The organism is Rossellomorea vietnamensis (genome assembly GCF_008180415.1).
Classification (GTDB): domain Bacteria; phylum Bacillota; class Bacilli; order Bacillales; family Bacillaceae_B; genus Rossellomorea; species Rossellomorea vietnamensis_C.
The window spans coordinates 295,622-318,988 of the sequence record NZ_VTEI01000007.1 but is presented as its reverse complement, the minus strand read 5'-3'; the positions used below and the strand labels follow the sequence as shown (position 1 = coordinate 318,988).

At 41.7% G+C, this 23,367-nt stretch carries 25 protein-coding genes and 1 pseudogene; 16 read left to right on the top strand and 10 right to left on the bottom strand.

Going from position 1 to position 23,367, the window contains the following annotated elements; all coding sequences use genetic code 11:
* Positions 1-200, top strand: a pseudogene (locus FZC78_RS24020) (group II intron reverse transcriptase/maturase); the annotation flags it as partial.
* 74 nt (positions 201-274) lie between these two features.
* On the opposite strand, the gene FZC78_RS15280 reads toward FZC78_RS24020, so the two are convergent.
* Positions 275-1,264: a peptidylprolyl isomerase gene (locus FZC78_RS15280; protein WP_148940847.1), complete on the bottom strand. Its 990-nt coding sequence runs from the start codon at positions 1,262-1,264 to the stop codon at positions 275-277.
* A 191-nt stretch (positions 1,265-1,455) separates the two neighbouring features.
* Between FZC78_RS15280 and FZC78_RS15275 the strand changes: the two genes are divergently transcribed.
* The 3 genes from FZC78_RS15275 (at position 1,456) to FZC78_RS15265 (ending at position 1,877) form a co-directional block, all read left to right on the top strand.
* The gene (locus FZC78_RS15275) at positions 1,456-1,542 is read left to right on the top strand and encodes a YjcZ family sporulation protein (protein ID WP_148940879.1); all 87 of its coding nucleotides are present in this window, start codon (positions 1,456-1,458) and stop codon (positions 1,540-1,542) included.
* An 89-nt stretch (positions 1,543-1,631) separates the two neighbouring features.
* Entirely contained in the window at positions 1,632-1,721 is a 90-nt protein-coding gene (locus tag FZC78_RS15270; protein ID WP_044022974.1) for a YjcZ family sporulation protein, read from the top strand.
* Between the two features lie 66 nt (positions 1,722-1,787).
* Positions 1,788-1,877 carry a YjcZ family sporulation protein gene (locus FZC78_RS15265; RefSeq protein ID WP_044022973.1) on the top strand — a complete coding sequence of 30 codons (90 nt, stop codon included), beginning with the start codon at positions 1,788-1,790 and terminating at the stop codon, positions 1,875-1,877.
* A 1,240-nt stretch (positions 1,878-3,117) separates the two neighbouring features.
* Here FZC78_RS15265 and FZC78_RS24330 read toward each other — a convergent pair.
* Together FZC78_RS24330 and FZC78_RS15255 are read right to left on the bottom strand one after the other, a co-directional pair.
* The gene (locus FZC78_RS24330; RefSeq protein WP_113928232.1) at positions 3,118-3,297 is read right to left on the bottom strand and encodes a hypothetical protein; all 180 of its coding nucleotides are present in this window, start codon (positions 3,295-3,297) and stop codon (positions 3,118-3,120) included.
* Between the two features lie 142 nt (positions 3,298-3,439).
* Complete coding sequence (locus FZC78_RS15255; RefSeq protein WP_148940845.1) at positions 3,440-3,988, bottom strand: DUF3267 domain-containing protein; 549 nt, start codon at positions 3,986-3,988, stop codon at positions 3,440-3,442.
* A gap of 309 nt (positions 3,989-4,297) precedes the next feature.
* Here FZC78_RS15255 and FZC78_RS15250 point away from each other — a divergent pair, with 309 nt between their 5' ends.
* On the top strand, positions 4,298-4,627 hold the full coding sequence (locus tag FZC78_RS15250) for a DUF1878 family protein (protein WP_148940844.1): 330 nt from the start codon (positions 4,298-4,300) through the stop codon (positions 4,625-4,627).
* Here FZC78_RS15250 and FZC78_RS15245 read toward each other — a convergent pair whose 3' ends face one another.
* Together FZC78_RS15245 and FZC78_RS15240 are read right to left on the bottom strand one after the other, a co-directional pair.
* Complete coding sequence (locus FZC78_RS15245; RefSeq protein WP_148940842.1) at positions 4,628-5,197, bottom strand: HTH-type transcriptional regulator Hpr; 570 nt, start codon at positions 5,195-5,197, stop codon at positions 4,628-4,630.
* Positions 5,198-5,424: 227 nt separating this feature from the next.
* On the bottom strand, positions 5,425-5,781 hold the full coding sequence (locus FZC78_RS15240; protein ID WP_148940840.1) for a YtxH domain-containing protein: 357 nt from the start codon (positions 5,779-5,781) through the stop codon (positions 5,425-5,427).
* A gap of 247 nt (positions 5,782-6,028) precedes the next feature.
* Between FZC78_RS15240 and FZC78_RS15235 the strand changes: the two genes are divergently transcribed.
* A complete protein-coding gene (locus tag FZC78_RS15235; protein ID WP_148940838.1) occupies positions 6,029-6,223 on the top strand; it encodes a hypothetical protein in 195 nt (64 codons plus the stop codon).
* A 424-nt stretch (positions 6,224-6,647) separates the two neighbouring features.
* Here FZC78_RS15235 and FZC78_RS15230 read toward each other — a convergent pair whose 3' ends face one another.
* The gene (locus tag FZC78_RS15230) at positions 6,648-7,172 is read right to left on the bottom strand and encodes a tryptophan transporter (protein WP_148940836.1); all 525 of its coding nucleotides are present in this window, start codon (positions 7,170-7,172) and stop codon (positions 6,648-6,650) included.
* A gap of 710 nt (positions 7,173-7,882) precedes the next feature.
* On the opposite strand from FZC78_RS15230, the gene tnpB reads away from it, so the two are divergent.
* The gene (gene tnpB, locus FZC78_RS15225; protein WP_148940834.1) at positions 7,883-9,055 is read left to right on the top strand and encodes an IS200/IS605 family element RNA-guided endonuclease TnpB; all 1,173 of its coding nucleotides are present in this window, start codon (positions 7,883-7,885) and stop codon (positions 9,053-9,055) included.
* 80 nt (positions 9,056-9,135) lie between these two features.
* Here tnpB and FZC78_RS15220 read toward each other — a convergent pair whose 3' ends face one another.
* Complete coding sequence (locus FZC78_RS15220) at positions 9,136-9,555, bottom strand: HIT family protein (RefSeq protein ID WP_148940832.1); 420 nt, start codon at positions 9,553-9,555, stop codon at positions 9,136-9,138.
* Between the two features lie 602 nt (positions 9,556-10,157).
* Here FZC78_RS15220 and FZC78_RS15215 point away from each other — a divergent pair.
* The 3 genes from FZC78_RS15215 (at position 10,158) to FZC78_RS15205 (ending at position 12,988) form a co-directional block, all read left to right on the top strand.
* Positions 10,158-10,898: an ABC transporter ATP-binding protein gene (locus FZC78_RS15215; protein WP_148940830.1), complete on the top strand. Its 741-nt coding sequence runs from the start codon at positions 10,158-10,160 to the stop codon at positions 10,896-10,898.
* Positions 10,895-12,115, top strand: a complete 1,221-nt coding sequence (locus FZC78_RS15210; RefSeq protein WP_148940828.1) for an ABC transporter permease — start codon at positions 10,895-10,897, stop codon at positions 12,113-12,115. The genes FZC78_RS15215 and FZC78_RS15210 overlap by 4 nt, the downstream gene beginning before the upstream one ends.
* Positions 12,116-12,268: 153 nt before the next feature.
* Positions 12,269-12,988 (top strand): EcsC family protein, encoded by a 720-nt coding sequence (locus tag FZC78_RS15205; protein WP_148940826.1) that lies wholly within the window; start codon positions 12,269-12,271, stop codon positions 12,986-12,988.
* 188 nt (positions 12,989-13,176) lie between these two features.
* On the opposite strand, the gene FZC78_RS15200 is transcribed toward FZC78_RS15205, so the two are convergent.
* Entirely contained in the window at positions 13,177-14,349 is a 1,173-nt protein-coding gene (locus FZC78_RS15200) for a M20 family metallopeptidase (RefSeq protein ID WP_148940824.1), read from the bottom strand.
* 146 nt (positions 14,350-14,495) lie between these two features.
* On the opposite strand from FZC78_RS15200, the gene FZC78_RS15195 reads away from it, so the two are divergent.
* Together FZC78_RS15195 and FZC78_RS15190 are read left to right on the top strand one after the other, a co-directional pair.
* Positions 14,496-15,134, top strand: coding sequence for a phosphatase PAP2 family protein (locus FZC78_RS15195; protein ID WP_148940822.1), 639 nt, complete (start codon positions 14,496-14,498; stop codon positions 15,132-15,134).
* Positions 15,135-15,527: 393 nt separating this feature from the next.
* Positions 15,528-15,902 carry a hypothetical protein gene (locus FZC78_RS15190; protein ID WP_148940820.1) on the top strand — a complete coding sequence of 125 codons (375 nt, stop codon included), beginning with the start codon at positions 15,528-15,530 and terminating at the stop codon, positions 15,900-15,902.
* A 143-nt stretch (positions 15,903-16,045) separates the two neighbouring features.
* On the opposite strand, the gene FZC78_RS15185 is transcribed toward FZC78_RS15190, so the two are convergent.
* Positions 16,046-17,440, bottom strand: coding sequence for a hypothetical protein (locus FZC78_RS15185; RefSeq protein ID WP_148940818.1), 1,395 nt, complete (start codon positions 17,438-17,440; stop codon positions 16,046-16,048).
* Between the two features lie 535 nt (positions 17,441-17,975).
* Between FZC78_RS15185 and liaF the strand changes: the two genes are divergently transcribed.
* From liaF to FZC78_RS15170, 3 genes are read left to right on the top strand one after another with little or no spacing between them, the layout of a single operon-like run.
* Positions 17,976-18,770, top strand: a complete 795-nt coding sequence (gene liaF / locus FZC78_RS15180) for a cell wall-active antibiotics response protein LiaF (protein ID WP_148940817.1) — start codon at positions 17,976-17,978, stop codon at positions 18,768-18,770.
* Between the two features lie 13 nt (positions 18,771-18,783).
* Positions 18,784-19,839: a sensor histidine kinase gene (locus FZC78_RS15175; protein WP_252183637.1), complete on the top strand. Its 1,056-nt coding sequence runs from the start codon at positions 18,784-18,786 to the stop codon at positions 19,837-19,839.
* Positions 19,832-20,482 (top strand): response regulator transcription factor, encoded by a 651-nt coding sequence (locus FZC78_RS15170; protein WP_148940815.1) that lies wholly within the window; start codon positions 19,832-19,834, stop codon positions 20,480-20,482. Before FZC78_RS15175 ends, FZC78_RS15170 begins: the two co-directional genes overlap by 8 nt.
* A gap of 890 nt (positions 20,483-21,372) precedes the next feature.
* Here FZC78_RS15170 and FZC78_RS15165 read toward each other — a convergent pair.
* Positions 21,373-21,885, bottom strand: a complete 513-nt coding sequence (locus FZC78_RS15165; protein WP_148940813.1) for an antibiotic biosynthesis monooxygenase family protein — start codon at positions 21,883-21,885, stop codon at positions 21,373-21,375.
* A 345-nt stretch (positions 21,886-22,230) separates the two neighbouring features.
* On the opposite strand from FZC78_RS15165, the gene hemE reads away from it, so the two are divergent.
* Positions 22,231-23,274, top strand: a complete 1,044-nt coding sequence (gene hemE / locus FZC78_RS15160) for a uroporphyrinogen decarboxylase (RefSeq protein ID WP_148940811.1) — start codon at positions 22,231-22,233, stop codon at positions 23,272-23,274.
* Positions 23,275-23,367: the final 93 nt, after the last annotated feature.

Genomic DNA, 23,367 nt, shown 5'->3' with positions numbered 1-23,367 from the left:
AGAAAGTTAAAACAAAACATAGAAACCTAACGAAGTTAGGAATACAAACTAACAAGGCTTGGGAATGGGCAAATACTAGGTTGGGTTATTGGCGTATCGCTAAAAGCCCCATCTTAGATAGAGCCCTTGATAACCAATACTGGTCGAATCAAGGGCTCAAGAGTCTGCTTATGAGATATCAAACTTTGCGTTTGACTTAATTGAAACCGCCGTATACCGAACGGTACGTACGGTGGTGTGAGAGGTCGGGGGTTAGTCACCCCCTCCTACTCGATTATTCTTCTGTTGTTTCTCCTTCAGCAGGAGCATCTTCACCCTCAGCTGGTAAGTCTTCTGCTGGAGCTGGTGTATCTCCCTCTTCAGGCACAGCCGGTGCTTCCTGAGGGTTCAAAATTTGTTCGAAGCTGTTCTCAAGGTCTTCGTCTTTAATATCCAGTCCTGCGTCCTCAACAATCGCCTTCATTGTCTGCTGAATCTTTTCAGGAGTGACTTTGGATAACTTCAATGAATTTTCCAGTTCATCTTTCATTTCATCAAACGGCTTTTTCTCTTTCTTATCCGTTACTTCGATAATATGGAAGCCATACTGAGTTTGAATAGGTTCGCTGACTTTGCCTGTTTCAAGCTTGTCCAGTGCTTCTGAGAATTCAGGCACAAAGCTCTGTCTGCCTTCAGAATCAACCCATCCTAAGCTTCCGCCATTCTCCGCAGAGCCCGGGTCATTGGAATACTCCGTTGCCAGGTCTTCAAATGCAGCGCCATCCTCAAGCTTTTGTTTCACTTCGTCAGCTGTCTCTTTATCATCGACAAGGATGTGGCGCACCTCGATTTCAGGTTTCCAATTATCGTAGTATTCTTTCAACTCATCTTCAGATACCTCGACATCAGCAGTAGCTGCTTTTTCCTGAAGCAGCTGCAGCTCCAGATACTCGCGGAATGATTCTTCATCCAGATTATATTGAGATAAGAACATTTCAAATTGAGGTCCAAGTTGATCTTTCGCTTCATTCAACTTTTCATCTACTTCTTCTTCAGACACTTCATATTTATCACTAAGAACTTTTGTAAGAACCAATTCCTGCAGAGCCTGTTCCATTTGAGGAGTGAACTTCTCTTTCATGGATGCAAAAAGTTCTTCCTTCGTAACATCTCCCGCTTTAGTCTCAGCCACTACTTCGCTGTTACCATTGTCATCTCCATTACTGCAGGCTGACAGCCCGATAACACCAGCTGCTAAAGACATTGTCAAAATCCATTTCTTCATAGGTATAACATCTCCTAATTGTTTGTATTGTCAATAAGGTTTGTCTAAAAACTACAAAACATACTATATCACAAACTTAACAGGAAAATAAACATATTAATGGAGTGTTTTCTAAAAAATGGGCATATATAACACCCAAATCTCTTCTTCATACATAAGATATTTTGACTAGAAAAAAGGAGGTAATAAAAATGGGCTACGGAAATAACTCAGGATTTGCGCTGATTGTGGTGCTGTTCATTTTATTAATTATCGTAGGTGCAGCCTACATTTGCTAAGTTTTTTCAAAGGAAACATGTAATGCGCCTAAACAAAAAATGATTATTTGAATAGGATAAAGTAGCGCTTCTAAAGGAGGTGGAAAGTTATGGGTGGCTCATACGGATATGGCGGAGGATTCGCGTTGATCGTAGTATTGTTCATCTTGTTAATCATCGTAGGTGCAGCTTGGCTATAATTTAACCTCGATAAGCATAAGGCAATTCGTTGCCTTATGCTTCATTAAGAAAGGAGGAAGCGTCTTATGTCAGGTGGATACGGATATGGCGGAGGATTTGCGTTAATCGTTGTATTGTTCATTTTGTTGATTATCATCGGAGCAGCTTGGGTTTAATAACTGCTTGAAAATATAAAACCATAAAAACAGCGGACTGCCTGAGCGGCGGTCCGCTGTTGTATTTTAGGGGGGCTGTTTTCGCATATATTGTTGCTTTCGGGAAAATCCCAAGAGCCGATTTTCCCCCGGATACTAAGAGTTTTAACTCTTATCAGCAAGAGTAGCTCTTTTCTTTACGGCATTACTGTATTTTTCCTTATAAATATTGATATTTCTTTGGAGTTGATATTAATTAGCAACAAAGTTTACGAAAAGAGCCTTTAGTGAAGAAGTGTTCAGCAGGGTAAGTTAAATACATATAGAAGTTCGCCAATCCCTTATGTTTCCTTAGAAATAATCCCTCTTGCAGCCAGAGCGGGAGAGGGGTACTCAAAAGAAGAGAGTCACGATGTGATGTACCTTGGTGTGGGAGCGAGATCCATGAAAAGAAGGAAATTGCGATGTGATATACCTCGCCGTTTGAGCGAGATACATGAAAAGAAAAAAATCTCGATGTGATGTACCTCGGTGTGGGAGCGAGATACATGAAAAGAAGAAAATTGCGATGTGATGTACCTCGCCGTTTGAGCGAGATACATGAAAAGAAAAAAATCTCGATGCGATGTACCTCGCCGTTGGAGCGAGATACATGAAAAGAAGAAAATTGCGATGTGATGTACCTCGGTGTGGGAGCGAGATACATGAAAAGAAAGAAATTGCGATGTGATGTACCTCGGTGTGGGAGCGAGATACATGAAAAGAAGAAAATTGCGATGTGATGTACCTCGCTGACAAAGCAAGATACGGAAAAGGGAAATCCAGAAGAGATGTACCTCTGAGCCTGAGCGGTAGATATTAGAGGAAGATCTACACTTCCTACACTGTCCAAGATCCGCCTCCTTGCCCCTTGAGTCGCTGCACAATAAAGGAAGGAAGCCCAAGTGCAGGCTTCCTTCCTTTTTCGCGTCAGCGCTTGTCGGGTCTGTATAAGGCCTTCCACTTTTCGCTGTCCAGTTCCGCCGGCTAGCTCCTCGTGTCACTAGACAAAAAACAGCAGAGGTCCAAGAGCAGACCTCCACTGTTTTTCGCCCTAGTGCATGTCGGAGCTGAAAGAGCCGGCTCCACTTCCAAGGCTGTCCAGCTCCGCCTCCTTGTCCCTCGAGTCGCTGCACAACAAAGAAAGGAAGCCAAAGTGCAGGCTTCCTTTCTTTGTTGCGTCAGCGCTTGTCGGGCCAAGACAGTCGGCTCCGCTTTTCTGTTATGCATACAATATTTCTATGTATGATGAGATCAAGAGTATGGTTATGAGTATGTTTATGGTCCTGAAGACTTTTGGCTGTCTTTCTTCAGGTATTTCTTTTTGCAGACAAAGCGAGTTTGTCATTTGGTTTATAAAATAAAGGATAAATACTGAAAAAATGATAAATATGGAGATCACTTTATCCCCTCCCTATATCTCCTATATGCTATACGATACCAAAATATCCTCTAAATTGGTAGAATGAAGTCCTGAAAAATTAAGAAGAGGCGCAATAGATATGGAATTCAACATAATCTAAAGGGGGTCTATGCTGAATAATCTATATACTGCCTCTTTGAAGGTTCAATATTTCGTATCCGTCTTCATTTTCTTCAATCATCGCATCTCTTGGAGAGTAGAGCAAACATTTTGCATACAGAAAGTCAATTGTACAGATTCCAGTATGGTAAGCCGTGAGAATCGTAAAATAATGTGAATAATGGGGCATGAGAACACAACCGGCAAGCAGCAATGTGTTAATCGTGAAAAAGGGAAACACAAGCGCTAAGATAAAACGGTTTTTGGAAATGGGCTCTCCCACACGAAAAGAGACGATTGGAATAAAAAATAAATGACGTTTCACTTGATATTTAATTTTAGTCAGATAAGTCAATATCGGTACTATATGCAGCAGCTTGTGCAATGGGTAAATAACCAGCATACCCGACAGAAAGAAATAAAAATGACTATCATAAAGATCTTCAGATAGTATGAGATTGACAGGTACATAGATGATCGTGAAGACCATCATCATCACAATAGCAGATAGCAGCATGACGCGGCTGTGGCCGAATTGTTTTTCCAAATTAATTGTTTTCCAGCAATGCATAAAAAAATCGCCTCCATTAGACGACAAGTTTGATTTGATCTTTCGCTTTCATACTTTACGTCGTCTGAACGAAAAAATCAATAGGGAAAATAACATTAATTTGTAAAAAAAATATTCAAATAACTTTTTCTATAATCTACTGTAGATAAAGAGCTTGGAAAACAGGCTGATAGCATGTTTCAAGGGCATTTGATATTATTTAAGAAAGGAAAAATTGGAAGGGCTTTTAGAAAGACTTAAAACATGTTCGCAGTATAAGAGTGGTTTGTGATTTTATAAAAGTTAACTAAGATAAAAGAAGGTGTCTATATGGTCGATTTATTGAAGAGGATTGAAAGAATTGAATTTCAACAGAAGCTGTTATTGGAAATGATTCCAGAAAGAGGATACGAATTTTACAGGCTTGTCATTAAAAAAGAACTGACAGAAGAACAGGTTCAAGAATTTTATGAACTTTGTGAAAGATTGAACATTAAATACCAAGAACAAAAAGCGGAAGGATTTGTATTTTTTGCTCCGCTTTTCAAGGAATTTACAAAGGAATTAAACTCGCGATTGACCCCTCAAGAGGTAATTCATGCATGTACCGCTCAAAAATTGTATCCTTTGTTAATGGCACAGCTGAAACGCAACCTGTAGTCAGAACCTGTCATCAGAAGAAATTTTTTGAAGCTTGCCGTTTTCTTCAGTGAATTCTGCTTCGATATTATGGAAAGATTTTTCGAAGATTTCCATAAAGTCATTTCCATAAATATTCTTCACTACAGCCATCATTTCAATCATATCGGGGAAGCGGCCATATAGCTCCCTGAGCGGGGTAACGCCCTGAAAGATTGAATGTTTTTCCGGCTGATAATTCCTCATTAATTCAAGTAAAACGCTTTCACCTTTTTCAGTAAGCTGGATATAGGTATTGCGTTTGTCATTTTCCCTCTTGGAAAAGCGAAGCAATTCTCTTTCTTCCAACTTTTTAGAAAAGTTGAAAGCTGTTGATACATGCATAACCCCGAATTTAGCTACATCTGAAATTGAAGCACCTTTCAAATGGTAGGAAATCCATAAAATATGATGTTCATTTATATTGAGGTCGTAGGGTTTAATCCACTGCTGCCAATCTTTTTCAATCGCTTTCCATAAGGCCTTGCTCAGTTGAGCCATTCTTTGGCTGAACAACATAGCTTCCTTCATGGAGAATTCTCTTTCGTCCATATGATTCACCCGCTTTGCAAAAGTTGATTGATTCACCGTGTCTGATTCAACTAATCTTTAAGTCTTGCAACTCTCTCCCTTTTATTATGCCAATAAAATAAAAATTAATAAAGGTTTAAATTTACTAAATTTTTTGAAAGGGAGTATTTTTTCTCTATATTCGAAGATTTTCCCTGCATTTAGAAAGAAAAAGAGCCCTGCGTAAAATTTTGCAGGGCTTTCTAAAGTTATTGTTTACTGACTTTTTGCTCCATATTATCAGCGAGCTGTTCTATTGCGGTAATATCATCCTTGATATGCTGTATGTTTGGTTCTGTTTCTCCCTGCCAGGTCTGAATGGAACTCTGCATGTCATCTTTAACATGAGTGATCGTTTTTTTACTTTCAGATGTAAGACGGGAAACTGAATCTTTTACCTCGACTGCATTGGTTTTAATCTCTGTCAAAACAGCCTTCCATTCGTCTTTATTCTTGTTGATTTGTCTTTTCAAATCTTTTCCGGACTGAGGAGCAGAAAGAAGTGTGGCGATTGCTCCAATTGCACTTCCGGCTAATATCCCGAAGGTTACTGATTTAAATTTCATTTAACTTCCCCCAAATCTAATCTTGAATTAGTATTCGACATTTTATCCTTTATATCCTTTTTACCCTTTTCGGCAAAACGCTAATCAACTTTTCTCATAACCTTCTCGTTTCGGCATAAACATGATTTATAGGGTCGTTTAGAGAATGTCTATTGAAGTGCTTTATTTTTATGGAATAGCGTGAGCAGCTTCTTACCTGCAGACTAATTTTTTCTGAATAGCCTTGGAAAAGGAAGGGGTGGAGGATGTGGATGGAATTATATTCGGATTTTTCGCGTTGAGCGCTATATTGTTCTTTGGAACGGTCCACTATTTTATGGCTGCCCAAAAGCCGGGGATGTACCCGCCTAAAAATATTTTGAGGAGACGAGCCGGGGTGCTGGGATCAGGAGGAGTCATAACCTTAATTCTGGGAGTATTATTGTGGGTTGCAGTGAAGTAGGTTTCTGAATTAATAAGTTCTTTTCTTAAACATTGGTGGTATTTATAACAATGGAAAACGACCGTCATTATTCATCAGAAATAATAGGCAGTAAATAAGAGCAGCTTATCCTTGTTCAGAAAGAAAGTCTGCAGTCACAAAGGGGGAGCCCGAAAATTTTTCCCTAAAGCAGGCCATCTGTATAAAAACAGCTCATCATAAAAAGCTGTATTCGCAAATACTGTTACTTACGGAATTTATCTAAAATCGGGGAAGAGCAGCTCTTTTCTTTTCCTATTTACGAGGTTATACCCGTGAATTAGGGTTGTTTCTTCGGGATTAGTGTGAAATAGCAACAAAGTTTACGAAAAGAGCCTTACAAAAAGAACCTAATAAAAAGGAACCCAAGGCAGGTTCCTTTGTAAATACGGCAAAAGGCCGATGTTTATGATGATACAGATTGAGCGAAGCTGGTTCGCTTGATAATTGTAGTAACGAGTGGATAAACCACAAACATTGCTCCTGCATTGACCAGTGTCGCCGGCAGTACAACAGCGGCGAACAATCCAATAAAAGCTCCTGGAAGGCCAACTATCAGGTAAGCTGAAGTCAGGAAGAAAATTCCTGAGATTATTGTTCCGACGGCTGTAAGTATTATAGTTCCAGCAATTGAATTTGAATACTTTCTAACTCCCAGAACCATCAGATAAAAGACAAAAGCAGTAAGCGGTTTGTCGATCAGGTTCGGGACAAAGCCTGCCGGGAACTGTGTTGTTAAACCGGAAATAATTCCAGTGGTGATTCCGAGCAGCAAAACATTTTTCTTATCCGGGAATAATAAAATACCCAGGAACATCATTGTCAGCATCATGTCAGGCTTCATACCAAGAAAAACTCCAGGGATGACAGCATGCAGTACAGCACCTATTCCTACTAACAGTGATAATGCGACCAAAGATTTTGTGTTCATTTCTCATCTCTCCTCATCTATTCTATTCTCAACTGTGCTTCTCCCGCCGTGCACTCATTGCCGGCAGCGAAAAGTTAAAATTAGTATATCACAGCGGGGATCGCATGAACAGCTTTCAGTCTGAACTTTTCTAGTGTATTTTTTGGACGTATTTTTGAAGAATCCTGTTTCTTAATCAAAATGCTTCCATGAATTCATTGTGCAAGCCGGGAAGAGGAATGACGCCCATCGAGTGTCGTAAACCTTCAGCAGAAAGCATTATCACGAAGTTGAAAAATGATTGTTTTCGCATAAATTGCTGCTTTCGTGAAAATCCCAAGAGCCGGATTTTTCCCCGGATACTAAGAATTCTCTTTTAATCAGGGATAGGAGCTCTTTTCATGCCAACTAGGTTATTCCAGTGAATGAAGGTTGTTCTTTTCGGAATTAGTAACACATAGCAGCAAAGTTACAGAGCCTGAAAAATTGAAATTTAAAAACTCCCCGGGTTAGGAGGAGTTTTCGTTCTGCTGTGTAATAAGTAAAGGTATGTTTATTTTATCTGAAAAAGACGAGAAAACTCCCTCTTCAAGCGTGTGAAGGGCATAGTCCAACGGTAAGGGGGAGATGAATCGCCTGCCTTTTGGTCTTTACTAAAAATACTTTGAAAGAACATATGTTCCTAAAGTGCCATCTTTCTTGGTATAATTACTACAAGGAGGTGAAACCATTTGAATGTCAAAAAAACCTTTAAATTCAGGATCTATCCAAATCACGAACAGATTGAATTAATCAATAAAACGTTCGGTTGTTGCCGGTTCATCTACAACTATTTTGTTGGGAAACAAAAGAACAAAGACGCTTATTGGTCTATCGTAAATGAAATGGTACAGAATGGGCAGCTTTCACAGAACAATTGGAAAGGTGAATTTTTCAACAAGAACCAATCCATCAAAGCTGTTCGAGAGCTCAAGAAGACCTATTCATTCTTAAAAGAAGTCGATAGTATTGCCCTTCAGAAATCAGTTGAAATCGTTCATGATTCCTACACACGGTATTACAAGAAACAAAATCGTTTACCTCGCTTCAAATCGAAGAAGAATCCTGTTCAATCCTATACCACAAAGTTTGTGAACGGGAATATACAAGTGAAAGATCAACACATCAAATTGCCTAAACTCGGTATGGTTCGCTTTGCCAAGAGTAGTGAGGTAGAAGGACGTATAATGAACGCCACCATTCGACGAAGCTCTTCGGGTAAGTTCTTCGTTTCAATTTTGGCTGTATCAGCAGTTCAACCCTATAATAAAACTGGCACCTCTGTCGGAATCGACGTAGGTTTGAAGGATTTCGCAACTCTTTCAGATGGCACAACCTATAAAAACCCCCGCTTTTTCCGTACACTAGAAAAGAAAATAATTATTGCCCAACGCATTCTTTCAAGGAGGCAATTGGGTTCTTCGAATTGGACTAAACAAAAAAAGAAAGTTGCCCGGCTGCACGAAAAAATAGGTAATGCAAGAAAAGATATGTTGGACAAAATCTCTACCGAAATAGTCAAAAACCACGACATTATCGGCGTTGAAGATTTGTCCGTCAAAAACATGTTAAAAAACAAAGACCTTTTAAAAGGGATCAGCGAAGTAAGCTGGGCCCAATTCAGGTCTATGTTGGAATATAAATCATCATGGTACGGTAAACAGGTGATAGCCGCAGCGAAAAATTTCCCTTCCAGCCAGCTATGTTCTGTATGTAATCATAAGTATAAAGCCGTTAAAGATCTTGCGTTGCGTGAATGGACGTGTCCAACTTGTAAAAGCAGCCATCAAAGGGATCTTAACGCAAGTATAAATCTTTGCAATGAAGCATTGCGATTAACCGCAGGGACTGCGGGGATAGCCTAACCAAAAATGAACCAATAGGTTTGTGTTCTTAGGAATCCCCCACTTCAAGCGACCTGTAAGGGCGGTAAGTGGTGGGTAGTTCAAAAATGCTTGCTGATCCCTTCAGCAATTTCTTTCAGATCGTCAGGGCTGTATTGATCTGTGTGTGTTTTCCATACGGCTCCGAATCCATCGCCTTGTCCGTAGCGGGGAATGATGTGCAAATGGAAATGGAAGACCGATTGTCCTGCATCTTCGCCGTTGTTATTGAGAAGGTTTAAGCCGATGGGATTATATTCGGCTTTGATTGCATTTGTGATTTTCGGAACCGCTGAAAAAATCCTGGCAGCCGTTTCTTCTGTCAATTCATAAACATTTTCTTTATGTACTTTCGGTATTACAAGAGTGTGTCCCTTGGTCACCTGGCTGATATCGAGGAATGCAAGGACGTGTTCATCTTCATACACTTTGGAGGAAGGAATCTCTCCGTCGATGATTTTACAAAAAATACAGTCACTCATACTATCCCGCCTTTCTGTGTTTTTCTGATTTTATCACAAGAAGTGAAATGATGGAAAGGACAAAGAAGGGGCTGGCAAGAAGGCAATATCTGCATCACCCTCTGCCAGCCCCATTTGAAGGGGGACTATATTATAGGTTCATTTGTGGAACGTCTGAATACTCTGCGATAAACACCTCATTTTGCATTATTTTGCAAGATCAGTGAGTATAGAGATTCTGTTTTGTCTGACTCTGGTTCAAAGCGACCATCCCCTTACCTTATAGCTTTTTACACTTTAAGAGTTCATTGACAGTCTTTTCTCTTTGATAAACACCTCATTTTTAAAGTATGTTAAAAATTATGGTGTGAGTACAGTCCAATACTATGCATGACGACCATCCCCTAAAATTATTGAAAGCAAACGTTTAAATCGGATACCGGTCTTTAACAACCACCCCGTTTTTTTATTTGCTGTCCCCTTCCTCCATTATGATGGCCAATATTGTTCATCTTACTACAGGAAAAACATGGAATATATTATGAGCAGTAAGGTTCCGGCATAGCCTGGAATCACTCGCTTTGCTAAAATGAAATCAACAACAGAAAGAGAGGGAGTTGCTTGTGTCACTTTTGGATATTCAAAATCTCGTTGGAGGCTATACGAGAAAACCAGTCTTAAAAGACATTTCATTCAGTATTGATTCTAATGAAATTGTCGGCCTAATCGGCTTGAATGGCGCCGGAAAGAGTACGACAATCAAACATATTATTGGGTTGATGGAGCCTAAACAGGGGAAAATCAACATAAATGGTCTTCAGTTAAAAAGCGATACAGATGAATATCGCAAACAGTTTGCCTACATACCGGAAACCCCCATCCTTTATGACGAATTGACCCTGGAGGAGCATATGAGATTGACGGCCATGGCCTATGGCCTTCCAGAAGATGAATATAAAAAGAGGGCAGAGGGGCTGCTGAAGGAATTCCGCATGCAAAAGAAGCTTGGCTGGTTTCCTTCCCATTTCTCCAAAGGGATGAAGCAGAAGGTCATGATCATGTGCGCGTTTTTAGTGCAGCCGAGCCTGTATATCATTGATGAACCTTTTGTTGGTCTTGATCCACTTGGCATTCAATCCCTGTTGAACTGGATGGAGGAAATGAAAAAAAATGGAGCTGGCATCCTTATGTCGACTCACATTCTGGCTACTGCTGAAAGGTACTGCGATTCTTTTGTCATTCTTCATGATGGACAAATAAGAGCAAAAGGGACGCTGCAGGAACTTCGCCAGGAATTTGGCATGCCGTCTGCAACTCTCGATGATATCTATATTGAACTGACAAAGGAAGAAATGGATCAATGAAGAATATCGATGAAATTTGGAAAAAAAGGGTAGTAGAATATAATACCGAACTCAGGAAATACCTCCGTTATATGTTCAATGACCATCTCCTGTTTGTCCTGATTTTTGCCTTGGGCGGGGGTGCTTTTACATACAATCAGTGGGTTGCGACTCTGGACGGTTCTTTTCCTGCTCCTTTGATCATGGCAGTCATACTTGGCCTCATTCTAACCTGGAGTCCTGTATACACTTTCCTGCGCGAAGCAGATGCAGTCTTCTTGCTTCCATTGGAGAGCCGAATGAAATCATTCTTTCAAAAAGGGATATGGACAAGCTTCATTTCCCAGTCCTATATACTGCTCCTTGTACTGGCGGCAATGATGCCTATGTATGTGAAGGTGACCGGGCAGGGATTTCAATCCTTCTTTCTTCTCTTGGCGCTTCTTTTAGGGCTGAAGGTTTGGAATCTCTATGTGCGGTGGTACACCTTGAAAAACCAGGAACGAGAGGCTCATCTTGTTGATTATGTCATCAGGTTCGCGTTAAATGGCGTTTTCTTATATATGGTCCTGAGCGACGCCTCTATGGTCCTGGCTGCCGTTGTTGCAATCATCCTTCTGGGTTACTTATTTTATTTCAAGTTATCTGTAAAAGAGAAAAGCCTGAAATGGGATGTGCTGATTTCCCTGGAAGAGCAAAGGATGCTGCTGTTTTACAGAATGGCGAATATGTTTACAGATGTGCCAAAGCTTAAAGGGAAAGTGCACAGAAGAAGGTGGCTTGATGGCTTGCTGAATACAATCAAGTATCAGCAAAAGCAGACTTTTACATTTTTATATGCCCGTTCCCTTCTCAGGACCAGTGAATATTTCGGTTTATATATTCGCTTATCACTGATTGCCATGGTCATTCTCTTTTTCAGCGATACACTTTGGCTTGGCATTGCGATTGGCCTGCTGTTCATGTATTTGACAGGGTTCCAGCTTATTCCTATGTATAAGCGGTTTGATTATAAAATATGGGTATCGCTTTACCCGGCAGCCCAGGGGATCAAGAACCAGTCATTTCAAAAAGTGGTGCTATGGTCATTGATCGTCCAAGCGATTCTGTTTTCAATAGCCCTGCTTGTGAGCGGGCAATGGGCAGGTTCAGCTTTGATGCTCGCTGCGGGTCTGCTGTTCTCCTTTGTATTTTCTTTCTCTTATCTCATTCAGAGACTGAAGAAATTTGACTCCTGAGTGAAACTCTGCCCTTCTTCATTCGTAAGCTATAACAGGCTTTGTTTATAGATGGGTGCTATCGGAAAAATTCATCCGCCGGCAGCGGCAATAGAAGTGTGGATCAGGAAAAGCTTCACAGCGAAGGAAGAATGAAAGGGACTGGTGTGGCAGATGAACAGCTTTGAAAATGACGCGCAAAACGATATGGATACCTGGAAGAGAAAGAAACTGAAAAGGTCGGGAATATTGAATCGTACTGCTAAGAAAGCTCAGGAAAAATTCAACTCGGTTATTCCTGAGCGGGTGCACACAGTCATAACTGACAGCATTAAAAATATGGTAAAGGTGACACTGGCTGGTTCGGGGTTTACTTCCAGCAACAAAGTAGCCATTCCAGAGAGTTTGGAAGAAAAGGAAAAGCATATGGGGGAAAGGCTGTCATTTTACAGAAAGGCAGCTGCTCTTGAGGGGGCAGGGACAGGCGCCGGAGGGATTTTTCTGGGCATGGCAGACTTTCCTTTATTGCTCTCCATTAAGATGAAATATCTGTATGAAGCTGCCAAGATTCATGGTTATGATCCATCGTCTTATGAGGAAAGGTTATTCGTGCTTTACATTTTTCAGCTGGCCTTTTCCAGTGATGAACACCGCCGCGAAGTGTTTTCCATTATCGACCGCTGGGATGAAAATAAAGAGGAACTGGTAGAGATGGATTGGAAAGTGTTTCAACAGGAATACCGTGATTATATCGACTTTGTGAAGATGTTCCAGCTCATACCGGGTATAGGGGCAGTTGTCGGTGCCTATGCCAATTATGGCTTATTGGAGGAGTTGGGGGAAGCAGCTGTTTATGCCTATAGAAGCAGGTATTTTAACAGGCAGTCTTCATAGTATTTTTTGCTTCAGTATTTATCAAGATGCACTTCGCTGGGTGAGCGGAGTGCATTTTTTTATATTTTGCAGGATAGCGACCTTTTTGCCAGGGAAGCACGGTACATGATGTTTGTTTTTTGTGGAGATGATGTCCTTCAGTGCTCACAAATCAAAAAAAGCCGGCACATAATGTACCGGCATCCCTGTTACCCTGCGTAAGTAATAGCCGCGCTGGCCAGAACACGCGCAGCAGTCAGCATTGCTTTCTCATTAAAATCGAATTTCGGGTGGTGATGGGGATAGGGGGTGTCGACTCCCTCAGGCTTTGCACCGGTAAAGAAAAAGGTGCCCGGAACTTCTTGCAGATAGTAGGCGAAGTCTTCTCCACCCATCTGCATCTCACACTCTTCTACTTCACTGACTCCTTTTACGCCTTCTGCAACACCGATAAGATGCTCTGTTTCCTCCTTGTGGTTTACCACAGCCGGGTAGCCTTTATCATAGTTAAATGTATAGGAACAGTCAGCTGAGAAGCAGGCGCCCTTAATGATTCTTTCCATTTCACCGATAATAAAATCCCTGGTTTCTTCACTGAAGGTGCGGACAGTACCAACCAATTTGGCTGTATCCGCAATAACATTAAATGCATTTTCTGCTGTAAACGAGCCTATGGTGACAACAGCAGGTTCAATAGGGTTCACTCTGCGGCTGACAATCTGCTGGAGAGTACCGACCAATTGTGATGCGATTACAATAGAATCTTTTGTCTTATGAGGCTGGGCTCCATGTCCTCCGGCACCTTGTATTGTTATTTCGAATCTGTCAGCCGCCGCCATGATGGGACCTGTACGGTATTGAATTTTACCAACCGGCTCGCTCGCCCAGAGATGTGTGCCGAATACAGCATCGACTCCTTCGAGGCAGCCAGCTTCCACCATTGGTTTTGCTCCTCCAGGTGCATATTCCTCTGCGTGCTGATGGATAAATACATAGGATCCCGGCAGTTCTGCCTTGATTTCATTCATAGCTCTTGCCAGTACCAGTAATGTGGCTGTATGTCCATCATGGCCGCAAGCATGCATGACCCCTTCTACTTTAGAACGGTAGGGGACCTCTTTTTCATCTTGGATAGGAAGAGCATCGAAATCAGCTCTTAAAGCAATCGTTTTCCCAGGCTTTCCTCCTTGAATCCTCGCAACGACGCCATTGCCGCCAACTCCCTCGGTTACTTCGATATCCAGGTTCCGATAGAAATCAACAATATATTGAGCAGTTTTTTCCTCTTTAAATGAAACTTCCGGATTCTGATGGAGATAACGCCTGATTTCTATCATTTCCTCCCAGTCACTTTCCAGTTTTTCATACAATTGATTAAGCATTCCCATTCCTCCCTAAAACGTCCTTACTGTTGTTAAATATATGAAAATTAAGAATATTATATCATTCCTTCACTGAATTTGCTTAGGTGAATACTATATAGCTGCAAGACTTCAAAGTATGTTAAAACATATAGGGGAGGTGAAATATGTTCAAGAAAAAAATCATATGGGGTTGGATAACGTTCACTACGTTCATGGCAGTTCTTTTACTAATCTCAACAGATTACATACATTGGTTTGATCAGCCGCTCTTTTCCTTATTGAAAAAGGTACCTTTTTTGCTGTGTTTTTCTATAATGGGAAGCGAATTGGTCATTGGTTCGGTCAGTGTAATTCTGATACTATGGCTGGCTTTTAAAGAACGAAATTTTATCGGCATCATATTTACTGTTTTGGCCATCGGCGGAGGAAATTTAATAAATAAATTTTTGAAAACAGCAGTGGAAAGAGGAAGACCCGAAGCATTGCATGGCGAAGAAGGATTTAGTTTTCCAAGCGGCCACGCGATGGTTGGCCTCATCTTTATGCTGGTGCTGGCTTTCTTTATTTCAGCGGTGATCAGTTCCGAAAAAGGCAGATTCGCTGTTTATGCAGCTGCTGTATCTTTGGCACTTTTGACAGGTCTCAGCAGGGTTGTGGACGCTGCGCACTATCCATCAGATGTACTTGCCGGTTTTCTGATTGGATTTTCCTATTATGTTCTATGCGAGTATGTATATCTTAAACTAAAAAATAATGTTATTAATAAGATGAATCTTAAGAGCGGGCTTTCGCCTCACTCTTAGATCGTTTTGGCTGGTAAATCTCAAATTTAAAGTGTAAATTGCAAACTGATTCGCATGAAAATTAGACCAGCTTTATTTGTTGTAAATCTTTTCGTAACTTTGTTGCCATTTGATATTAGTTTCGAAAAATAACCATAATACAGCTTCTCCCCCGATTCTGGAGTACCAGGGGATATCCCAAAGCACCAACAAATGTGAGAACAGCCTTGTATTAACAATGCCCTCATTCAATTTTTTGCAAAGAATTATAAGATGTATGGATATTTCATTAACGGTTATTGCAATAATCTGAAACTTTCTTAATAGGTTGTCCGTCTAATTGATAAAGAGCTATTTCAACAGGTTAGCGGAATTTGTTTTTCTGTCATAAGGGGAAGAAGGAGAATAACTATAATGGTTGTTTCAACATTAAAAACAAAGAAAAATTTTATCCTTGGCACTGCAGCCTTATTTTTGATTTCAACATCTTCATTTCTAACTCTGGCTGCTCTTGGAGGTTACTTTTGGAATGACTATTTCCTCAAGATAGCTTTGTTAATGCTGTCTGCAGCCACTGGTATTTATCTTCCTCAGACACCTGAATTCCAGAAGTTTGTTAAAGAGAAAAAAACGCTGCTATTTCTAGTAAGAATAGGATTTCTAGCTTTAATCATTGTTTTATTCCTGCTTGGCGGAAAGAGTGATATACTCACTTTTGCTTTAATTATGTTTTCTGCTGACACCATTACCTCTATAGCTAAATCAAAAAATGCAAATAATAATCAATGAAGAAGAGCATTTAAGAGTGATATCCAAGTAAAGGATGCCAACGGAATGAGAAGATTATATAGCAAAAAACCAGGGCATTCAGCTCTGGTTTTTTGCTGATAAAACTCTGGATATTAAGGTCTTTCATTCGAAAAGGCTGAAGGTTATATGAGAAACATTGCCGTGAAGGTAGTAGCTGTCAAGCCGACTAAAACGGGGACCAAGTTCCTTCTCGCCAGTTCAAATGGATCAACATTGCAAATTGCTGCAGCGGGAATTAATGCCCACGGGACAAGGGTGCCTCCCCCTATCCAGATGGCAGAAATCTGTCCGAGCGCTGTCAGGGTTGCTGCTCCTGAACCGATGCTGTCAGAGAAGAGCAGTGCCACCGAACCTGCTAGTGAGATTCCTGAAAACCCCGACCCATCCAACCCTGTGATGGCTCCCACAGTAGTGAGGGTTACCGCTCCGACGGCTTTGGAGAGGGGGACAACAGCTGCGAGAGCTCCTCCTAAGTCGTTGACGATTCCGGCAGAATCTGCAGGAAGAATGCCTTCTCCAATAATCACAGAAAACCCGGAATCTCCAAGGTAAAAGAAAGCCGCAATGGGAATGACGGGCCCGAACACTTTAAACCCAAATTGAAAACCATCGATAATGAAACTTGTGGTTTGCTCCAATCCTTTTGTCTTGTATGCGGCTAGGGATATGATGAGCAAGATAAAAACCGATGTTCCTCCAATGAGAGCTGTTGCATCGCCTCCCTGCAGATCGAACAAAAACATGGCAAGGATATCAAGGGCAAACAGCGCAGGAATCATCAGCGCGAAAAATTTCTTTGCACCTGAACTCAGCAGCTCCGGCCCTTGTTCTTTTTCAATTTCCTGAAGCTGTGAATCCTCTACTCGCATAATTCCTCTTTTCATGTCTCTTTTTATAAGAAAGAATGCAGTAGCCGTTGTAACGATCCCCATAACAGCAACAAGAGGGATACTCGCCTGAATGACTTCTGAAACCGGGAGTCCTGCTGCATCTGCAGTCAGCTTGGGGGCAGCCTGGATGACGAAATCGCCGGAAAGCGCAATTCCATGACCGAATAAGTTCATCGCCATTGCTATTCCTAAAGCTGGAAGTCCGACACGCAGAGCAACAGGTACCAGTACTGCTCCGAGAAGGGCTACTGCAGGAGATGGCCAGAAGAACCAGGAAATCAGCATCATGACGATACCGATGGTCCAATAAGCAAGAGCAGGGGTTTTAATCAGTCTCGCAAAAGGACTGATCATTACATCATTGATTCCCGTTTTTGTGAGAGTCCTGCTCATTCCGACAATAATTGAAATGACCAGGATGGTGGATAAAAGTTCTGTGATGGCATAAATAAAGCTTGTAAAAACACTGCTGACAGAACTGGTCAATGAACCGCTGGCAACAAGGGCAATGAGAAAGATCCCTGATATACAAACGATGGTCGTATCCTTCCGAAACACCATGAAAACAATGATTAACCCGATAAAAACTAAATACAGCCAGTGTAATGCAGTCAATTCCACCAGCATGGATACTCCCCCTCACATGATTTTTACTTCAAAAAGGGGCATCTGCCTTTTTGTACTACAGACTATTCATTAAAATAGTGAAGGTGAAGAGACTGGAAAGAAAAAATCCGCCTCTGGACGGAGGATGAATCCTGCCCTTGCTCCTCTTAGTTTAGAGGAAGGAGAGGTAAACTGTAGTTAAGGGTGATAAGGACTGTCTGTTAGACGATTATTAATTGCAAAAGCTCCTTTCCGGGGCTATATGAAGAAACGTCCTAAAAGGAAAGACTGTGTTCACATGAATTGGACATTCGAAAAAATCACAAGTGCGGAATTTTTTAGTGTTTTTTCTAAACAGAGAGAGCGGCTCTTTTCTTTCTTGCTTTACAGGCGATTTACCTTCAATTATGGCTATCGTTTTCTAAATTTAAATTTATATGGAATGGCAGCAAAGGTTACGAAAACAGCCAAATGAAAGCAAAGCAGTGAAATAATTAAAGGGATTTTGCATTAATCAGCGAAATGAAGAAAGTATGGTAAAAGGCGGTGTGGAAGAATGAATAATTCTGGCGGAAAACAATGGTTTTTCTCTGCAATTCTATTATTTACAGGAGTCGTGTTTCTTTTAATCAATATAGGTGTCATTTCCTTGGAAATAAAACAGTTATTTGTCATATTTATCCCTTTTCTCATCCTTATTGAGGGAGTGAAGTGGCTTTACACAAGTTTGAAATGGAGAAGAACCTTGAAGTTCACCATGGGGTTGTTTCTTTTTATTTATGGAGGGCTGCTGCTTCTCGATGTATTTGGGGTTATGGCGTTCAGCTATTGGGACTGGTGGAAATTGTGGCCGGTCAGCTTAATCGGTTTCGCCTTCATGGTGTTATGGAAGAAAAGCCGGATCAGAGTGAGGATAACGGATGATTATCCTTTTGAGGATGAAACAGAACTGCACAATGAGAGAAGGAAGAAAAAAGGAATAAAAGTAAACCGCGGATTTATCATAGGAGATGTAAAGTTCAATCAGCCCAATTGGCCCTTGGAGCCCATGAGGCTGTATAACATGATTGGAGATTATTATTTTGATATCAGTAAGGCATATGTCCCTGAGGGAGAAACGCCCATCCAGATAAAGGGCTGGATAGGTGACGTGAAAATGCTGATTCCAGAGGATATTCCGGTTGATATCTACGTTGCAGGAAGTATTGGAGATATTAAGATTTTCGGACAAAAGTCCTCGGACATCAAGCCGAATCTGAGCTATCGGTCTCCGGGATATGAAGAAGCAGAGAAGAAGTTGAAAATTGAGATAGAGTACTCCATCGGCTCTGTCCGGATCAACAAGGTATGAGGGGGTGTTTCTGTTGAATAAATCTATGAATATCCGTTTTTGGTTTTTTAGAAGTTTTTTCATGATGGCGCTTATGGGTACCCTGATCTTCTTTCTGATCATTCAATTCTATATTCTGATGACAGATATCCCTTCTATCACGCTGGCTGGCTCTCTTTATCTGACTCTCCTTATCTTTTTGCTGTTCTCGTCGCTCAGTATCTATTTCGGGGTCAGGACCGGATCCCTGTTCAAGGGGAGGCTCGATGATATCTCCACCTTTGTATCCGTTTTAAGAAGCGGAAGGTTTTCTGCCAGAGTGGAAGACAGCAAGCAGGATGAAATTGGAATCATCACAGACGAACTGAACCAACTGGCTGTTTATATACAAGAACAGGTGAAAATCCTGCAAAGGCTGGCCGATGAGAAATCGGAGTTAGCAGAACAGGCCCACCAGGCGGCAGTCATGGAGGAGAGACACAGACTGGCAAGAGACTTGCATGATTCAGTCAGCCAGCAGCTGTTTGCTCTGAATATGCTGTCATCAGCGGCTGTGAGAACGGTGAGAAACAAACCAAAGGATGCAGAACCCATTTTACAGCAGGTAGCCGAAATCGCCGCAAAAGCTCAAGGAGAAATGAGGGCACTGCTGCTTCACCTAAGGCCGATTGATCTTAAGGGTGAAAATCTGGCTGAAGGGTTAAAGAAGCTGATTAGTGAATTAATCGAAAAAACTCCAATTGAAATAACCCCCGAGCTGGACAACTTGGAAGGTTTGACAAAGGGAACGGAAGCCCACCTTTTTCGTATCGTGCAAGAGGGGATCTCCAATATCCTTCGCCACGCTGAAGCTACTCAAATAAAGATAGCAGCCAAAAGAATCGATTCGACCTTGACCTTGTACATCAGCGATAATGGAAAAGGTTTCAGCGTCAATCAGCAAAAAATGACATCCTACGGCCTGCAGACAATGAGAGAGCGGTGTGAAGAGATTGGCGGCGTTTTTCAAATCAGGTCAAAAGAAAATGAAGGAACATATATTAATATAAGAATACCTTTAAAAGAAAAGGGAGAGAGCGGGAATGGATAAAATCAAGGTGATGATCGTGGATGATCATGAAATGGTCAGGCTTGGGATGAAAACCTACCTGCTGACTGAGGATGGAATTGAGTTTCTTGGGGAAGCATCCAGCGGAAATGAAGCGGTTAAGCTAGCAAAGTTATATCAGCCGCAGATCATTTTGATGGACCTATTGATGGAGAACGGAAATGGAATTGAAGCTACACAGGAAATTCTTACGTTTCTGCCGGATTGTAAAATTATTATCCTTACAAGTTATTATGATGATGAGAAAGTCTTCCCTGCAATCGAGGCAGGTGCCCACAGCTATCTATTGAAAACTGCAAGTGCAGATGAAGTAACCTCTGCAGTCTATAAAGCAGCTAAAGGAGAGAGCGTGATTGCCCCAAAGGTTGCGGACAAGATGATGAGCAGATTCCGTCCACAAGTAAGGAAGCTGCATGAGGATCTGACAGCCAGGGAAATAGAAGTTCTGAAATGCCTTGGAGAAGGGATGACCAATCAGGAAATTTCTGAGGAGTTGTTTATAGGGGTGAAAACGACCAAAACCCATGTCAGCAATATCCTCAGTAAATTGGGTGTGGCCGATCGGACACAGGCAGCCATTTATGCCAACCGGAATGGTATTTTGCTTAATGGTCCCGGGAACTAACAGCAGGGAGTAGGTTCTTGACTTGAAAAGGGCCTATATCAAATTCTCTTAATTAATGAGAAAGCCGGTCCGCAATTGAAACTGTGGACCGGCTTTTTGGAATGATGGGAAAGTATTCTCATATTGGAAATTAGCCAGTGTTCTGGAATCCAGTTCTCGTAAACACTCAACATGACTTAGTCCCTTGTTTTCCTAAGTAAGTTGAAGGGATACACGGCTCTAATGACCTAAGTATCGTCCTCTCAAACATGTCTTGATGAAAATGGCGTCTTCCACGACCGAAGCAGGTTCATCATCATACATATCTCACCGGAAAAACGTCTCTCCCGACCGAAGCAGCCCCATCGTCATACATATCTAAGCGGAAAAACGTCTTCCCCGACCGAAGCAGTCCCAACATCATACATATCTCACAGGAAATACATCTCTCCCGACCGAAGAGTCCCATCATCATACATATCTCGATGGAAATACGCCTCTCCCGACCGAAGCAGCATCAACATCATACTTATCTCAATGGAAATACGTCTCTCCCGACCGAAGAGTCCCATCATCATACATATCTCGATGGAAATACGCCTCTCCCGACCGAAGCAGCATCAACATCATACTTATCTCAATGGAAATACGTCTCTCCCGACCGAAGCAGCACAAAAATATGGCACTAAAAAAACCCCTTGGAGATCAAAAGGAAAGCTGCCTTTTTTCTCTAAGGGGTATTTGATTGCCGCGGCTAAATGGGTGATTGCAGCTCTCTAGACAATTCAGCTGCATGTCCCCTGCAGCTAACTGATTTCATCTGTGCCGTTTTTCGTTATAGATTATTCTTTTATCACATACCAGAGGCCTAGAATTCATGCGCTGCTGAGAGGGGCATTTCTGTATTTGGTTTATTCTTCGTCTTCTGCGATGCTGTATTTTGTTACATAGGAAGGACGGGGGAACATATTTCTTTGAGCATCCACTCCGTCTTCTGTTCCTCGTTTTTCATGAGCTTTGGCATACTGCTGTGAATCCTGCCACTTTTTGAAGGAATGCTCATCTTCCCATTGTGTCAAGATGGCGTACGTGTCTGTATCAATTGGGCGAAGCACCCTGATGGCGATGAATCCATCAACTTCTTCTATTAATCCTGCGCGGTTTTTGAATCGGTATTCAAAAACAGGGCGTCCCTCATCGGAAACAGGGATATTGTTGATGACGATGAATCCGTGCTTTTTAAGGCTGCCTGTAGAGTCGATCACCTCGTAGCGTCTTGGTTCCTGAAAGACGGATTCACCTTCTGTTTCATGGACAAGGACAGCCGTGTCAGCATTATCCATCAGGACCAACGTTTGATCCGAGTACTTGTTTTCAAGTGTTTTTAGAAAGTCGTGCGTTCCGCTTGTTAAATAAACATACATTTTCACTTCACTCCTGCCGATTTGATTATATTGCTATCTTTCCCCTCGGTTAATACGGGTAAACTCTGGGTTTTCAATATGAGTATGTATCAAGTCTGTATGTTCATGATAGCGCTTTGGGGAGGCTCCTGCAAACCGGGGTGGATTTTTGAACAAAAGGACATAAAAAAATCGGCAAATTTATGACATTTAATGTCCTGAACTATACTTTTATAGTGGAAAAGTCTATAGTGAAAACGGGATATATGAACGGATAGGCTGTATTGCTGCTTGATTTTTTGTTCTTAAGCCAAAATATAATACAATGGTGTACATAGAGGATTACAGAAGGGTGGATATATATATATGAAAAAGTTGAATGACACATTTCTAAAAGCTGCCAGAGGTGAGAGGACGGATTATACACCTGTATGGTATATGAGACAAGCTGGACGTTCCCAGCCAGAGTACCGAAAACTGAAAGAAAAATATTCGCTGTTTGAGATTACTCATCAGCCGGAAATTTGTGCGTATGTCACTCGTTTGCCTGTAGAGCAATATGACGTAGACGCAGCCATTCTTTATAAGGACATCATGTCCCCGCTGCCTTCAATCGGAGTGGATGTTGATATCAAAAGCGGTATCGGCCCTGTAATCGACAATCCGATCCAGTCGCTGGCAGACGTAGAAAAACTTGGGGAAATTGATCCGGAAAGCGATGTTCCTTATGTGCTGGATACCATCAAACTGCTGACTCAGGAGCAGCTGTCTGTACCGCTGATCGGATTTGCCGGGGCACCTTTCACACTAGCGAGTTATATGATCGAGGGCGGACCTTCGAAGAACTATAATAAAACGAAAGCGTTCATGTACGCAGAACCGAAAGCCTGGTTCACATTGATGGATAAATTAGCGGAGATGACCATTCGCTATGGCCGCTCACAAATCCAGGCAGGAGCTTCGGCTTTCCAAATCTTTGATTCATGGGTTGGCGCGCTGAATGTAGAGGATTACCGTACATTCATCAAACCGACAATGGAAAAGATCTTTACTGAGTTAAAAAAAGAGAATGTTCCGTTGATCATGTTTGGTGTAGGAGCGAGCCACCTTTCCAAGGAGTGGCATGACCTTCCTATCGACGTTGTCGGATTGGACTGGAGGCTTCCAATCCAGGAAGCACGTTCAAATGGAATTTCCAAGACAGTCATGGGCAACCTTGATCCTGCTATCCTTCTTGCTCCATGGGATGTCATTGAAGATAAAGCAAAAGCAATCATCGACCAAGGGGTCCTGGAGCCGGGTTATATTTTCAATCTTGGCCACGGAGTATTCCCTTCCGTTAAGCCGGAAACGCTGAAAAGGCTGACGGCATTTATCCATGAATACAGTTCTCAGAAGCTAAAAGGGTAATTCTTTATGAAATACTGCTCATAGACCATGCTGAAATGTCTCCAAGGCAGAGAATTGTCTATAAGGCAGCAACGAATTTTACTATTGAGGTGA

Bases quoted from the DNA above. Each gene is read 5' to 3' on its own strand.
- FZC78_RS15280 (WP_148940847.1), bottom strand. From the start codon at position 1,264: ATGAAGAAATGGATTTTGACAATGTCTTTAGCAGCTGGTGTTATCGGG.
- FZC78_RS15275 (WP_148940879.1), top strand. From the start codon at position 1,456: ATGGGCTACGGAAATAACTCAGGATTTGCGCTGATTGTGGTGCTGTTC.
- FZC78_RS15270 (WP_044022974.1), top strand. From the start codon at position 1,632: ATGGGTGGCTCATACGGATATGGCGGAGGATTCGCGTTGATCGTAGTA.
- FZC78_RS15265 (WP_044022973.1), top strand. From the start codon at position 1,788: ATGTCAGGTGGATACGGATATGGCGGAGGATTTGCGTTAATCGTTGTA.
- FZC78_RS15255 (WP_148940845.1), bottom strand. From the start codon at position 3,988: ATGCATTGCTGGAAAACAATTAATTTGGAAAAACAATTCGGCCACAGC.
- FZC78_RS15250 (WP_148940844.1), top strand. From the start codon at position 4,298: ATGGTCGATTTATTGAAGAGGATTGAAAGAATTGAATTTCAACAGAAG.
- FZC78_RS15245 (WP_148940842.1), bottom strand. From the start codon at position 5,197: ATGGACGAAAGAGAATTCTCCATGAAGGAAGCTATGTTGTTCAGCCAA.
- FZC78_RS15240 (WP_148940840.1), bottom strand. From the start codon at position 5,781: ATGAAATTTAAATCAGTAACCTTCGGGATATTAGCCGGAAGTGCAATT.
- FZC78_RS15230 (WP_148940836.1), bottom strand. From the start codon at position 7,172: ATGAACACAAAATCTTTGGTCGCATTATCACTGTTAGTAGGAATAGGT.
- FZC78_RS15220 (WP_148940832.1), bottom strand. From the start codon at position 9,555: ATGAGTGACTGTATTTTTTGTAAAATCATCGACGGAGAGATTCCTTCC.
- FZC78_RS15210 (WP_148940828.1), top strand. From the start codon at position 10,895: ATGAAGAATATCGATGAAATTTGGAAAAAAAGGGTAGTAGAATATAAT.
- FZC78_RS15205 (WP_148940826.1), top strand. From the start codon at position 12,269: ATGAACAGCTTTGAAAATGACGCGCAAAACGATATGGATACCTGGAAG.
- FZC78_RS15200 (WP_148940824.1), bottom strand. From the start codon at position 14,349: ATGCTTAATCAATTGTATGAAAAACTGGAAAGTGACTGGGAGGAAATG.
- FZC78_RS15195 (WP_148940822.1), top strand. From the start codon at position 14,496: ATGTTCAAGAAAAAAATCATATGGGGTTGGATAACGTTCACTACGTTC.
- FZC78_RS15190 (WP_148940820.1), top strand. From the start codon at position 15,528: ATGGTTGTTTCAACATTAAAAACAAAGAAAAATTTTATCCTTGGCACT.
- FZC78_RS15185 (WP_148940818.1), bottom strand. From the start codon at position 17,440: ATGCTGGTGGAATTGACTGCATTACACTGGCTGTATTTAGTTTTTATC.
- liaF (WP_148940817.1), top strand. From the start codon at position 17,976: ATGAATAATTCTGGCGGAAAACAATGGTTTTTCTCTGCAATTCTATTA.
- FZC78_RS15170 (WP_148940815.1), top strand. From the start codon at position 19,832: ATGGATAAAATCAAGGTGATGATCGTGGATGATCATGAAATGGTCAGG.
- FZC78_RS15165 (WP_148940813.1), bottom strand. From the start codon at position 21,885: ATGTATGTTTATTTAACAAGCGGAACGCACGACTTTCTAAAAACACTT.
- hemE (WP_148940811.1), top strand. From the start codon at position 22,231: ATGAAAAAGTTGAATGACACATTTCTAAAAGCTGCCAGAGGTGAGAGG.